At 63.3% G+C, this 11968-nt stretch carries 14 protein-coding genes; 3 read left to right on the forward strand and 11 right to left on the reverse strand.

What is annotated here, in order from left to right; translation table 11 throughout:
* The first annotated feature begins 264 nt into the window (after window positions 1–264).
* On the forward strand, window positions 265–1185 hold the full coding sequence (locus ACIA75_RS09005) for an NADP-dependent oxidoreductase (RefSeq protein WP_397101670.1): 921 nt from the start codon (window positions 265–267) through the stop codon (window positions 1183–1185).
* A 34-nt stretch (window positions 1186–1219) separates the two neighbouring features.
* Here the strand turns inward: ACIA75_RS09005 and ACIA75_RS09010 are convergent, their stop codons facing one another.
* The 10 genes from ACIA75_RS09010 to ACIA75_RS09055 all read right to left on the reverse strand — a co-directional run bounded on the left by ACIA75_RS09010 (window position 1220) and on the right by ACIA75_RS09055 (window position 7840).
* Window positions 1220–1471, reverse strand: a complete 252-nt coding sequence (locus ACIA75_RS09010; RefSeq protein WP_397101672.1) for a type II toxin-antitoxin system Phd/YefM family antitoxin — start codon at window positions 1469–1471, stop codon at window positions 1220–1222.
* Between the two features lie 109 nt (window positions 1472–1580).
* Window positions 1581–1796 carry a DUF397 domain-containing protein gene (locus tag ACIA75_RS09015; protein WP_397101674.1) on the reverse strand — a complete coding sequence of 72 codons (216 nt, stop codon included), beginning with the start codon at window positions 1794–1796 and terminating at the stop codon, window positions 1581–1583.
* Entirely contained in the window at window positions 1793–2674 is an 882-nt protein-coding gene (locus ACIA75_RS09020; RefSeq protein ID WP_397101676.1) for a helix-turn-helix domain-containing protein, read from the reverse strand. The genes ACIA75_RS09015 and ACIA75_RS09020 overlap by 4 nt, the downstream gene beginning before the upstream one ends.
* Before the next feature lie 329 nt (window positions 2675–3003).
* Window positions 3004–3771: an ESX secretion-associated protein EspG gene (locus ACIA75_RS09025; protein ID WP_397101678.1), complete on the reverse strand. Its 768-nt coding sequence runs from the start codon at window positions 3769–3771 to the stop codon at window positions 3004–3006.
* 38 nt (window positions 3772–3809) lie between these two features.
* The gene (locus ACIA75_RS09030; RefSeq protein WP_397101680.1) at window positions 3810–3965 is read right to left on the reverse strand and encodes a hypothetical protein; all 156 of its coding nucleotides are present in this window, start codon (window positions 3963–3965) and stop codon (window positions 3810–3812) included.
* Window positions 3966–4228: 263 nt separating this feature from the next.
* A complete protein-coding gene (locus tag ACIA75_RS09035) occupies window positions 4229–4669 on the reverse strand; it encodes a hypothetical protein (protein WP_397101682.1) in 441 nt (146 codons plus the stop codon).
* A 146-nt stretch (window positions 4670–4815) separates the two neighbouring features.
* Window positions 4816–5607, reverse strand: coding sequence for a hypothetical protein (locus tag ACIA75_RS09040; protein ID WP_397101684.1), 792 nt, complete (start codon window positions 5605–5607; stop codon window positions 4816–4818).
* Between the two features lie 5 nt (window positions 5608–5612).
* Window positions 5613–5933 (reverse strand): hypothetical protein, encoded by a 321-nt coding sequence (locus tag ACIA75_RS09045; protein WP_397101686.1) that lies wholly within the window; start codon window positions 5931–5933, stop codon window positions 5613–5615.
* Window positions 5934–5935: 2 nt separating this feature from the next.
* Window positions 5936–6742: a hypothetical protein gene (locus tag ACIA75_RS09050; protein WP_397101687.1), complete on the reverse strand. Its 807-nt coding sequence runs from the start codon at window positions 6740–6742 to the stop codon at window positions 5936–5938.
* A 549-nt stretch (window positions 6743–7291) separates the two neighbouring features.
* The gene (locus ACIA75_RS09055) at window positions 7292–7840 is read right to left on the reverse strand and encodes a hypothetical protein (RefSeq protein WP_397101689.1); all 549 of its coding nucleotides are present in this window, start codon (window positions 7838–7840) and stop codon (window positions 7292–7294) included.
* A 348-nt stretch (window positions 7841–8188) separates the two neighbouring features.
* Between ACIA75_RS09055 and ACIA75_RS09060 the strand changes: the two genes are divergently transcribed.
* Window positions 8189–9151 carry a hypothetical protein gene (locus tag ACIA75_RS09060; RefSeq protein ID WP_397101691.1) on the forward strand — a complete coding sequence of 321 codons (963 nt, stop codon included), beginning with the start codon at window positions 8189–8191 and terminating at the stop codon, window positions 9149–9151.
* Between the two features lie 768 nt (window positions 9152–9919).
* On the forward strand, window positions 9920–10738 hold the full coding sequence (locus ACIA75_RS09065) for an SAM-dependent methyltransferase (RefSeq protein ID WP_397101693.1): 819 nt from the start codon (window positions 9920–9922) through the stop codon (window positions 10736–10738).
* A 129-nt stretch (window positions 10739–10867) separates the two neighbouring features.
* Here ACIA75_RS09065 and ACIA75_RS09070 read toward each other — a convergent pair whose 3' ends face one another.
* Window positions 10868–11896 carry a hypothetical protein gene (locus ACIA75_RS09070; protein ID WP_397101695.1) on the reverse strand — a complete coding sequence of 343 codons (1029 nt, stop codon included), beginning with the start codon at window positions 11894–11896 and terminating at the stop codon, window positions 10868–10870.
* Window positions 11897–11968: the final 72 nt, after the last annotated feature.

Below are 11968 nucleotides of genomic sequence, written 5' to 3' on the forward strand. Positions count from 1 at the left end.
TACTCGTGCGGGCATAGCTCCCACGTGCCTCATCGCTCATCCTGGGCCGGTGACCCGGCATCGGTCCCAGCGATGCGCTCGACGTGCTGATCGAAGCCAATGCCCGGTACCGGACGGAGCACTCCACCGCATCGGAAACGGTCGCATAGCCGACCCGATGCTGTGGCCTGCCTCTCACTCGGTTGCCTCTTACATAGATGTGAGGGGTGAGGATTGCCGCAGGGCCCGGAACCACCGGGCCGGTCACCCGAGAGGCAGCGGAAAATGGGGCAGGCGTGGGGTTTCGGCAAGCATGGCGGGCCCGAGGTGCAGGAGTTCTTCGATCGCCCCGACCCCGCCCCGGAGCGCGGTGAGGTACTGATCCGGGTCGACGTCGCCGGGGTGAATCCCCTCGACTACCTGCTGCGCGCGGGTCTGGTCCCCGGACTCGACGGCGGCCGTCCATTTCCCCGCGTGCTGGGCATGGAGGCGGCGGGCACCGTGCTCGCCCTGGGCGAGGACGTCCACGGGCTCGAAGTCGGTGACGCGGTCTTCGGTTTCGCACTCACCGGTGGCGGCACCTACGCCGAGACGACGGTGCTCTCCGCAGACAACACGGCACGCATTCCGGCGGGTCTGTCCGCGACGGTGGCGGCAACGCTTCCGGTGGCCGGGACGACCGCGGTGGATGTGCTCGACCAGCTCGATCTCCCCGCCGGTGCCACCATCCTGGTCAACGGGGTCGGAGGTGGGGTCGGCCTCGCCGTCGCCCGGCTGGCCCGCGCCCGCGAGCTGCGAGTGATCGGCACCGGGAGCGCCGCCAAACGCGAGCACGCCGAGGCCATCGGCGTGCAGTTCATCGACTACGCCGGCGACGTCGTCGCCGCGGTACGCGAGCCGGCCCCGGACGGCGTCGACGGGATCGTCGACCTGGTAGGAGGCACTGCGCTGCGTACAGTCGCTCCGCTGGCCCGGCACGCCCGCAACGTCATCGCCGTGGGCGATGCGTCGGTGTCCGAACTCGGTGGACGTTTCGTCGTACGGCGCCTCGACCGCGGGAACCTCGAGCGGTCCGCCCGGCTGGCCCTCGACGGAGTCCTCGCACCCGTGATCACCGCGGTCCATCCGCTCTCCGACGCCCCGGCCGCCCTCGCCACCGTTGAGAACGGTCACACAGCAGGCAAGGTTGTGATCAAGGTGGCATAAGAAGTCGCCTTGCGGCTCACCGGCCTCGTCGACCTCACCACTCGCCCTTGTCGGAGTTGATAAGTTCCTCGACCGCCCCTGCAGTCCCCAGTTCATGTCGTGCGATCGAACTGGCTTCGGCTCCGCCTTCCACTGCGCGCGGGATGATCTGGGTCGACGACACCGCTGGGACGATGTAGCCCACCCGATGGTGGTGCCGGGTGAGCTCGTAGACCTCGCCGGCCTCCACCTCCGCGATCACGGCGGACAGGTTCCGACTCAGTTCGCCGACACTGATCGATTTCATGGAGAGCCGCCCCAACCGGAAATGTCGACGAATATCTGCGGACCTGAGCTGGCGGCAGGGCGTCCCACGAGCGGGAGGCGAGGTCGCCGCCCACCTGGTCCGAAGCGGCTCACCGAACGCGGTCGCCATCGGCGAGGGCGGCTGTGAAGGCTGTCCAAGCCTGTGGGGCGAAGATCAGAGCCGGGCCGGTGGGGTTCTTGGAGTCGCGGACCCCGGTACGCCCGCTGTCCAGGAATGCGACCTCGACGCAGTCTCTAGTGGCTGAGCTGTGAGAACTCTTGCGCCACAGGGCAGTATCTAGGCCGACGTCGTACTCGTCACTCACGAGGAAAACTCCTTTGCGACCTGCCGAAGCAGGGTCCTGCTTGCATTTTCATCCAGTGCTGCGTCCACAAGAGCCCGCTGGGCTTCATAGTAGCGCTGGACATCATCGGGCTTCTCCAAATACATTTCGCCGGTGTAGCTCTCCAAATACACCACTGGTGGCTCGACGTCAGTGCCTCGTTTATCGACTCCGAAGCTCAGCACAGTGAACTGGTTCATGGGGTCCCCCAGCGGGATACCTGCCTCGAATGGCAGTACACGTACGGAGATGTTGGGCCGGGTGGACATGTCGGCGATATACCGGAGTTGCGGAGACATGACTTTCGGCCCGCCGACGACCCTGTGTAGTGCACATTGCATGACAACGACGTCGAGTTCGGTCGGTTGTCTCTTACGGGTGATGAGCCCATGCCGCTTCATCTTCAGTCGAAGGCGTTGCTCGATACCCTCGCTGCTCTCCTCCGGAAGCGCGGAGTGCAGCAAAGCGCGGGCGTAGCCCGGTGTTTGGAGGATGCCCGGTACGGCATCGGGGGCATATGCGGTCAGACGACATGCCGCCGCCTCCAGACCCATGTATACGTCGAAACTGTCCGGAATAAGATTCCCGAACTCATGCCACCAGGACTTGACCGACGCCTGCTGGGCAAGTCCGAGTACTCCGTCGGTCTCCGTTTCGTCGGCGTTGTAGAGACCGCACAGCTCTCGCACATCGATCAGCCTGATCCGGTCGCATTGACCGGTCTCCAGCCGCTGCAGAGTGCTGATCGACCGCTCGATACGCTGCGCGGCTTCTGCAAGAGTCATCCCGGTCTGCAGCCGCAGCTCCCGCAGATAGCGTCCGAGTTGGCGTCGCGGCAGAGTACTTCCGGATTCCGACATGTGACGAGCCCCCAATCTGGTTGTCAACGCGATGGTTTCTGCATCGAAAGCATGTTCCAGAGCGGTAACTGTCCTGCGGTTTCGCCGGAATATCGGCGTTGAAGACCGATTCCGTGACAACGCAAGACCGAACATGATGCTCTGGCAACGCGCCCGACGGGGATATCCCAGAAATCTCCACCGCCCCAGCCTGATCCGGCATCGGCTAGACGCACCACGACCATAAGCACCAGGAGGTTTGATTGTCCATACCCAGCAGGAACCGGACACCAGGTGTCCGAGCTTCTCCGGCAACCGCAAGATCCCGGACCGGATTCCGGCGGGCCCTTTCAGGGCTGCGGATGCACCCCGTCCCGGACCTCGGTAAGGGTGCGGTTCAGCATGTCGGCGAGGGGCGCAGCGATCCGATCGGCTGTTGTGGGCTTGGCGATGATCGTCCGGTCACCGAATATCACATATCGCCCGTCACCGTCGACATCGTTGATCTGGAAATCTCTGCGGCCCTGGATGTGCCGGTTACCGGGACTTCCCCACGGGTAGATCCCGATATGCGTCACCGCAGTCGTGGGGGAGCCCAGCAGTTTCGTGAACTGTTCACGCTCGGTCGGGCGCCAAGCGTCCCGGACCGGCGGCGGGGGAGCCTCGAGTTCGGCGACCGGCACCTGCAGTGTCTTTCCTCGTCCTGGTCCGCACTCCGGGAGGACTGTGGTCACGGCGCGTGCGATGTGGGAACTGGGCAGGAAAGCCAGACCGATGTCTCCGCCGGTGTTGTCATCGGCGCCCGGAGCCTGCACTGCCAAAATGCCGTGCCGGTCGTGTACGGCGGCATGCGCCCGCAACCGGTGCCGGGCGTTGCGCCCGAACAGTTCGATCCGGGCCTCGGGGGCCAGCAGCACCTCGAGCGCCCGGACCAGATCGTCGTCGAACCGAGGTCGTACGCTGTCGACAGCCTTGCGCTTCAACGCCAGTGTCTCCGACCGGAACCGGGTGGTGAATTCGTACTTCAGCGGATAGGGCAGGACATCGCGCCCCGTCGAGCCCTCCCACAAGGTCCGGAATTCGAGCGCGGTGAACCGCCACAGCCGGTGTGTGTTCACGCTGTACGACCTGTCCCCGAGTGTTCCGTCCGCGCGTCTCATTCGCCGATCACGGGCGGCGCGGCCGGCGGCGGCGAATCGAGGCCGGTGAGCTCGTCGCCGTGCTCCTGAGTGATCAGGTAGTCGGGTACGCCCTTGCTCGACTCTTCATCGGAATTGTTGCCGCGGGCACCAGCGCCCATCATGCCGGGCATACCGGGCATTCCACGTGGAGTGCCGCTGGCAGGGCGGGCCGCAGCGGCGGCTCGGCTGTTCACCGGGCGATGCCCCGTAAGTGCTCGTCGGATGTTCTTTGAAGAAAGAACGTCTGATCATTGCACAGCGAAGAAGGATCGCCGTGTATCCCCGAAGCAGCACGAAGCCGATCGCCCGATTCCACTTCGCCGAGTCGGACCTGACGACCTCAACAATCTCCTGACGACAATCTGTGGGAGGTCTCATGTCCATATATTGACACTCAGAACTTTGACCCGATGCTCCATATAGCCAACTCAGCTTGTCGAGAAGAACTGCCGTCCCACGGATTGCTTGCGAAGTTCTCATCTATGAGGTAATCGTCGTATTTCGCTTCGTCGAATCCCCAATTGGTGACACTGAGATCGGCTGTACGACGCCCTAGCTCGGTCTCTTTCAGGACATGCGCGATATCGGTTGCGACCGATCGGAGATCATCCGGACCATTAGACGATGGGACCGCCAGACTGACCATCACCGAGAGTTTCTCCGGCCCTGCAGGTAGGTCCGAAACATAGACGGCGAAAAAGCAAGTCCCTTCGGGAAGTTCCATTGGCGCCAGTATTGCGTGCAGCTGTGTCTCGTATTCATCTGACGGTTCAGCGGCCGGTGGGCATTCTTCTTCGACAGTGACGGTTGCGGTCCCCGGCGTGCTCAACTCCACCACAGGATCCGCGACTGTACCGGAGGTGCAACCGCCCAGTAATGCTACGCAAACACAAGCAAGTATTATTCGGGTTGGAATCTCTGATCTACGAGACACTATACCGACTTCAAATCCCTCGTCATTCATGCATCGATTGCGCTTCATTACCCGGTTCCGCTCTGCGCCCAGTTATCGTCCTGATTGTCATACTCCTGCGCTTCCGCGGTAGGCCAGGTCGTCTTTCCGTGATCTGCTACCATGCCGGCCGGATTCGTGATCATATTATTGAAATGCTGAATTGCGAGATACACCTTTGTGCCCACCTCGCCCATATCGGTGATCGCCTGAACGACCATTTCAAAGCCGGCAACAATAGCATTATTGAGGTTGATAACACCCCAAGCCAGAGAAGCCCCGGCCGTTGAAGCTGCCTCACCTAGGGCTATGCCCACCTCCCCCACCATCGTAGCCAACTTATTGATTATGTTCGAATATAGAACACGCCCGTCTTCCGCCACCGCGAGAAGCTCGTCGTGCACTAGATTACACAGGGTTTTTATACCGTCAACTCCTGCCAATTGAGCAGTTCTCGAAGCAGTATATGACTTGTAGGCATTTCCATCCCAATCGCCTTCCATATTGAGATCATGGCGATTAAGGGTGGCGGTAGCCCCGGCAACTTTAGCGCCCAATGCCTGCCATTTCGCCGCGTAGTCGACGAATAGCCACGGAGCGAACATCCCCTCCACAGCCGGCACCAGCTCGTCAAGTAGTTCCTTCAGCTTCGCCTGCGCATCATCGCGCTTACCCGTCAGCATGAGGTAGAGTCCGGGAGCCGAAGACCTGAGATTATCGAACTCGTGATTTATTCGGTCGGGTAACTGTTTTACCTCCTCGACCTTTTCTATGAATAGATCCCGAATTTCGGCCAGCTTTTCTTCGGTAAGTTCTGTCATCGTATCTAGTAGCCCGTATCTCCCGCAATCTGGTTCAGCGCTTGTTCATTCTGGAACTCCTGCAAACCGAAACTCGCCGCAGCGGAATGCAGCGCGTTCCCGACCTGCTCGAACGAGGCGACCCCCTCATTCAACCGATCTTGGATGAATTGAGCAACGGGAAGGTACGCGTGGTGAGCGGGCATGAAAAGAACACCGAACTGCACCTCCGTATACTTCAGCTCCTCAATGGCACCGGCCGCCTCTCTCAAGATCGGAGCAGCCTCCGTCAGCCATGCCTGAGACGCCCGTTCCAGTAGGTCGAGGTCTGCTTTCAGGTCACTCACGCTCAGATTCCATTCTGCAGAAGGGTTCGTTCGTGCCGAACGAGACGCGCAGCCAATTCGCGGTCGGACTCGTGGTCCAGTTGGGTATCGCGAATAACTTCGGGCTTCTGTGCACGAACATGCGCGCAGCAATCGATAATGTCCTGCGCGATATACTTTGCGTCGACAGTCCCAGCCCAGTCCGGGTCGATGGTGACCGATATCAACCGTGAGGGCTTCGCGGCTACGACCAGCCCTGGCTGGCCGTATCGATTACGGCCGGGACCGTACACTGTGTGTACAGACTGGGTGAACAACTCGTTATAAAGACTCGTGTATTCCTCATGAGTCCGGGTCCGCAGCAAAAGGGGTGCAGCATCACGTAATGACGATATTGCCGCCGGCGGCATCGTTCCGGTTTCGACTATCTTGGATACCAACTCCTGAACTGCGAAGTAGTAGGAGTCCATGATCGACTGTCCGTACTGCGCTGGAGTAAACGCAGTTTTCCAGGACGACTTGAGTGTGATGGCCGTCGGCAGCCCGTCCAAACCGCATTGAACTTCTACCAGAACTGATTTCCGGTTGACATGCTGCGGCGCCGGACCGGTTCGAGGTAACTCCGAGTCCGAATGTGTTCGCGGCGAGGCGGGGGCTACGCGATTCGGTTCCGGTCCGGAGAGAGGGGGCTGAGGCGGCGGCGGAACGGGGGCCGGCATCTGCGTTGGATGTGAATTGCCGGCACCCCACTTTGTTGGGGTCAGCGGCTCATCGTCCCATGCATCATCATCAGGGTCGTCATAATGGTTGAACCAACCCCCATTCGTCATCGCAGCACCTCGTTGTCGAACTGAATTCTTCTGCGGGAGCTGAACACTGGCCGCGAACCGGCATTATTCCCCCCGTAGCGTATAACCCAAACGAGGATCATCGTGCACCTCAGGAGTTGAACTGTCAAACGGGTCGATCCGTCGCGCTCGATGACGACGGTTCGCTGCCACGGAGGTGGAGACAGGTAGTGCATCTCGACGCCAACCGGTCAGCCGATGCCCAAACCGGCGGAGCCGGTGGGGACCTGGGACAGCGGATAGGCGCCGGGGAAGGCCCAGCGTCTGGTGTGCGCTCCGAGTTGGCATCCGGGAGCGACGTCGCATGTCGTATGCGAGGACGGTAGGTACCTGAGTCTGGGGCGGCTGGTCAAGCAATGGATCATCGGCGGTCTGGCCACTATCGGCGCGCCGATGCGACTACTGAGCTGATCCCTGTTCGAACGATGCCGACGGGTATGGCCAGTGATCTCGGAGCCGTGCTGCGTCGATCGCAGGTTGTGGACGGGTTGCTGGTCGACCGGAACGGATTCCCTTCGGAAATAGCCCGAATCATCGTGGGCGTGCGTCGATCCAGCGTCCGGTTGCGGGCAGGGCGGCCAGCACAGCGGCCGCCGCGGGGACGAATGCCAGCGCGGCGGACATGAACAGTTGCAGAACGAGGAGGCCGAGTTCGGGGACATGGTCGGATTCGGTCAACTCACCGAGCGTAGGGACGAATGCGGCCAGCACTCCGACCGCGCCACCGATGATCAGCAGTACCCGGCCGAGCTGAGTCCTAGCGAACAGTAATCCCGCGCCGGCGAGCAGGAGGACCCCCATCACCGCGAACGCCAGCACATACCCGAACAGACTCCGGTCGGGCACGATGGATGACGGCATCCCGTCGTTGAGTTCATCCATCATCTCGACATAATTCCGCCACGCGAAATAGGAATTGACCGCCAGCACGGTAGCGACGATTCCGCCGAGCAAGCCGATGATGGCAGCCGCCAGGGCAGTTCCGTTGTTCGACGATTGTGGCGAAAGGCCCGACGGTGCAGCGTATCCGGAAGTCGGTCGCAGAGCGTGATATCCCGGATTGTTCAGTGGACCGGTCATCTGAATCCCCCCTTCTGTACGGGCTCACCCTATCGCACCAACACCCTCGCCGGGAGGGCCACAAGATTATGACCGGTTCGCACCGGACGGAACGGCTCGGTGCGGCGATACCGGGCTCTGTGACCGCTTCTGAGGTGTGGGTAGAAGCTGGCGTCGGTGTCAGGCGCGGAGGAGGGTGATGGTGCGGCCTGCGGGGGGATGTGGGAGGCCGACAGCACATCGCGGCGCGCTGTCGTGCAGGGGGGTCGGGGTTCGAAACCCTTGTGTCGCAGGGTTGGGCGACGATCCGGCCGTGTTCGGGAGGTGCGGTAGGATTTTGCCGGTTATCTGCGTCTTCGAGGGGGAATCGTGCTCCGTTGGTCTCTGCTGATCACCGTTCTGGTGGCGGCGGTCGCGTGCAGTTCCGAATCGCAATCGTCGAAGGCTGGTCTCGATGCTCTGTGGGTTGCGGTCCCGCAGAATGCCGAGCAGTTGGACGAGGTCCGGCAGCGTGCCCGGGCTCTCGATGTGTGTGCCCTGCTGCCGCGCGAGGATCTGGCCTCACTGGGTGAGGTCTCGGTGCGCGCAACGGGTCCGGGTGAGTGTGCGGCGAGTTCGGGGGCTGTGGGGGAGTCCGAGGCGACCACTGTGAGCTGGAGTGTGGCCGTGGATCCGGTGCGCGGGGATGCCGAGCTGCCGTACGGGACTACGAGCACGGTGGGGGAGGCTACGGTGTGGACGGTTTCGGACCGCGATACCCAACCTGATGTAGACCCGGCCGAGCTCACCCGGCGAACCTGCTCGTCCACGGCCCGGTATCCGTCGACGGCGAGTTTGTACCTGCAGGTGACTACGCGGCCCGATACCGATCCGTGCCCGGTCGTCGGACAGTTGCTGTCCACCGCGCTGACGCAACTGGCTGCCGAGCCTGCGCACGGAACCTCGCCCGATATGGAGGTCACCGCGCTCACCGGACAGGATCCGTGCGCGGTGCCCAGGACGCTGGATGGTGTGGTACTCGGTGACGCACAGACACTGTGGAACTGCTCGTTCACCTATCGAGGTGACGAGATCCTGATGGAATACAAGTACCAGTCGATAATTTCCGGTGTGGAAAGGGAAGTCGCGTTCACCGTTGCCGGGCACCCGGTCGACGTTTACGACGGCGGAGACGGTCATCTGACCTACAACGCCGTTGTCGGGTCGCCGTTGCCGGACGAGACCGAGTCCTCCTCGGACGGTTCGGAACCGATGGTCTCCGTCCATGGCAGTAATGCCTTCGTCCTGGACGAGGTGACGCGGCGGGTAGTGGAACAACTGCCGCAGCCCTGATCGCGGTGGTCGCGGCAGGTGTAGGGCTGGATCGGCCGGCATTCCGCTGCGTCGCGCCGGAGTTCGGCCGGTTGGGTTGTCTACCCTTGATTTGCACGGGATCAGCGAATAGCGTCGGTGGCGAACGACTTTCCGAGGGGGAATTATGCAGTTTCGGCATGCTTTTCGTGTGGCCGTTATCGCCGCGGCGAGTTGCGCCGCGGTCGGTGTCGCTGTTCCCGGCGCCGCCGCGGTCGACCTCGCGCCGGGGGTTCACTGCGACGGGGCGCGGTGCACCAATGGCAACGGTGAGGCGTATATCGTGCACGGATTCGTGACTTGCTCGGTATTCCACCCGCCGCTGCCGCCGGTCGACCCGGCCACGCCACCGCCGCCTGTCTATACCTTCGAATCTCTGCCCTGGTCAGAGGTCTTCGAGCCGCACACTACGCGCGACGTCAACCCCAGGTGTGCGGGTGGGGCGCCCATGGGCTGGACTCTGGCCGGTGCTTATCCACGGTCCCAGGTTCCGACCGGTTCCGCCATTCCGGGTTTCGGCTGAGGCTCTCGGGTCACCGCCCGACGTCGCTCCACAAGGAGGTGGGCGACCGCACTCGGAAATCCTCGGTGCCGGCGGCCGGCAATACTCGAGCAGGCTTCGAAACATTCTGTCGCGGAATCGGTTCAGTCGCCGGACGGCAGCGGGAACGACGGTGACTCACAGCCCGGAGGAAGGCTCAGTTGGCTATGCTGGCGACGGCTATTGCTGATTGTGACGAGAGGCTGTCGATGTCCACCGAAGAGTCAGAACAGTCCCAGAGCGTCGTTTTCGATGATGGGGCACCGACCGCCGCGCGCGTGTACGACGTGATGCTGAACGGTAAGGACAACTATCAGATCGATCGTCAGGTGGCGGAGGCGAGCCTTGCCGTCATGCCGGAACTGAAAGAGATTGCGCTGCACAACCGGGCGATGCTGCACCGGGTGGTGCGTTATCTCGCCGCTGAGCAGGGGATCACGCAGTTCCTCGATCTCGGTTCCGGCCTGCCGTCCGCGCGCAATACGCATGAGGTGGCGCAGGAGGTGAATCCGGATGCGAAGGTCGTCTACGTCGATATCGATCCGATCGTGCTCGCCTACGGCCGGGCGCTCCTGGAGAACAACGCCAATACGCGGGTGGTCACCGCGGATATTCGCAAGCCCGACGAGGTGCTCGCGCTCCCGGAAGTGCGGGAGCTGATCGACTTCGACAAGCCGGTGTGCGTGATGCTCGTCGGGATCCTGCACCACCTTCTCGACGAGGAGGATCCGAACGGGATCGTCGCGACCTTGCGGGATGCTGTGCCGGCCGGTTCGTACTTCTTCATCACCAACTTCACCCGGCTCAGCGATACCCCGGAGAGCGATCAGCTCGAGGAGGTGCTGCTGTCGCAGCTCGGAACGGGCCGCGTGCGGACGCCTGCGGAGCTGGCCGAGTATTTCGACGGACTGGAGATCCTCCCGCCGGGTATCGTTCCCCTACCGCTCTGGCGGCCGGAGGAGATCGTCATCGACGCCACCACCGTCGGTGTCCGCTTCATGACGGGCGGCGTCGCGCTCAAGACGTAGTTGATGCGGTGCCGGACGGGCCCGCCCCAGACCCGGAATGCGCTCGATCAGTCCACGGTCGGCCATCCGGACCGGCTACTTCCCAGCTCGAACGCCCGAGGAACTGCTCCGCGCCGTGCTGGACAACCCTCACGACTGTGGCGGTATGACCCCGGGCTGATCCGGTGCGCGGCCGCCCGGTACCGGTCCGGTGATCCCGGGTTGGCCCTCCGGGTCGGAGAGTGGGACACCGGTCGGGTTCTGTGCGGGTGGTGCGGCTGCGGCCGGTGGCGGCTCCTGTGCCGGTGGCTCGGCGGGTGCCGGTGCTTCCGGTGGGGCGGGGGGTGCAGGCGGCGCGGTCGGAGTCGATTGCTCGGTCGGGCCGGGCGGCTGTTCTGCGTCCTGTCCGGGAACCGGTGCCGGAGGATCCGGAGTGGTGTCCGGGGCATCGTGGGGCGGAGCCGTTTCCGGCGCCGGGGCCTGTCCGGCGGGCGGCGGGGGTGCCGGGATGGTGCCCGGTTGGTCGGGCAGGTCGGACGCTTCGTTTTCCGGCGCGGTGCCGGTGGACGACGGTTCGGGTGCGGGGGAAGGGGCGACCTGGGGAGTGGCGATGGGCGGGGACAGCGGGGGCAGGGCGCCCGGGGGCGGCGGGGGTTCGGGAAGGGCGGGGACGCCGCTGCCGGCCGCGGTGTACGCCGGTTTGTAGACCATGTTCATGGTGAGAATCGCTTCCTGGCGCAGAACCTCCTGCACCATGTCCGCGTCGATCACCTTCGCCGCTTCCAGCAGGCGGGCGAGCGCGCCGACCGGACCCGTATCGCCGGGCGGGACCACTGCGATCTTCACCGCTTCCGCGGCCGCGGCCACCGCGCCCAGGCGCAGGCCGACCTGCCCGATCACCCCGGCCAGTTCCTCGATCGATTCGGAGAAACTGCGGGTGCAGGCGAGTGCGGCGTCGGCGGCCTCGCCCTCCCATTCCGCTTCGTTCATCACCAGGTCGGCGTTCGCGCGGGTGAGCGGGAAGGTGCTCTGCAGGGTGGCGGCGGTGTGCATCCAGGTGCCGGAGATGCGCAGGATCTCCCCGGCGTCGATCTGCTGGGTGGCCTGGTAGATATCCGCGTGGCGCATGGCTTCGAAATGCTCCATCGCGCTGATGTAGTCGGGGTCGCTGCCGCTCATCGAACCTCCTTCAGAGCGAGTACATATGGTCGGCGGAGGTATCGCACCTTCTTCGAAACGAGTACATGGGGT

This window comes from Nocardia sp. NPDC051750 (assembly GCF_044453135.1).
GTDB lineage: Bacteria > Actinomycetota > Actinomycetes > Mycobacteriales > Mycobacteriaceae > Nocardia.

Coding starts and splice junctions, on each gene's coding strand:
- ACIA75_RS09005 (WP_397101670.1), top strand. CDS start 265: ATGGGGCAGGCGTGGGGTTTCGGCAAGCATGGCGGGCCCGAGGTGCAG.
- ACIA75_RS09010 (WP_397101672.1), bottom strand. CDS start 1,471: ATGAAATCGATCAGTGTCGGCGAACTGAGTCGGAACCTGTCCGCCGTG.
- ACIA75_RS09020 (WP_397101676.1), bottom strand. CDS start 2,674: ATGTCGGAATCCGGAAGTACTCTGCCGCGACGCCAACTCGGACGCTAT.
- ACIA75_RS09030 (WP_397101680.1), bottom strand. CDS start 3,965: ATGCCCGGCATGATGGGCGCTGGTGCCCGCGGCAACAATTCCGATGAA.
- ACIA75_RS09040 (WP_397101684.1), bottom strand. CDS start 5,607: ATGACAGAACTTACCGAAGAAAAGCTGGCCGAAATTCGGGATCTATTC.
- ACIA75_RS09050 (WP_397101687.1), bottom strand. CDS start 6,742: ATGACGAATGGGGGTTGGTTCAACCATTATGACGACCCTGATGATGAT.
- ACIA75_RS09055 (WP_397101689.1), bottom strand. CDS start 7,840: ATGACCGGTCCACTGAACAATCCGGGATATCACGCTCTGCGACCGACT.
- ACIA75_RS09065 (WP_397101693.1), top strand. CDS start 9,920: ATGTCCACCGAAGAGTCAGAACAGTCCCAGAGCGTCGTTTTCGATGAT.
- ACIA75_RS09070 (WP_397101695.1), bottom strand. CDS start 11,896: ATGAGCGGCAGCGACCCCGACTACATCAGCGCGATGGAGCATTTCGAA.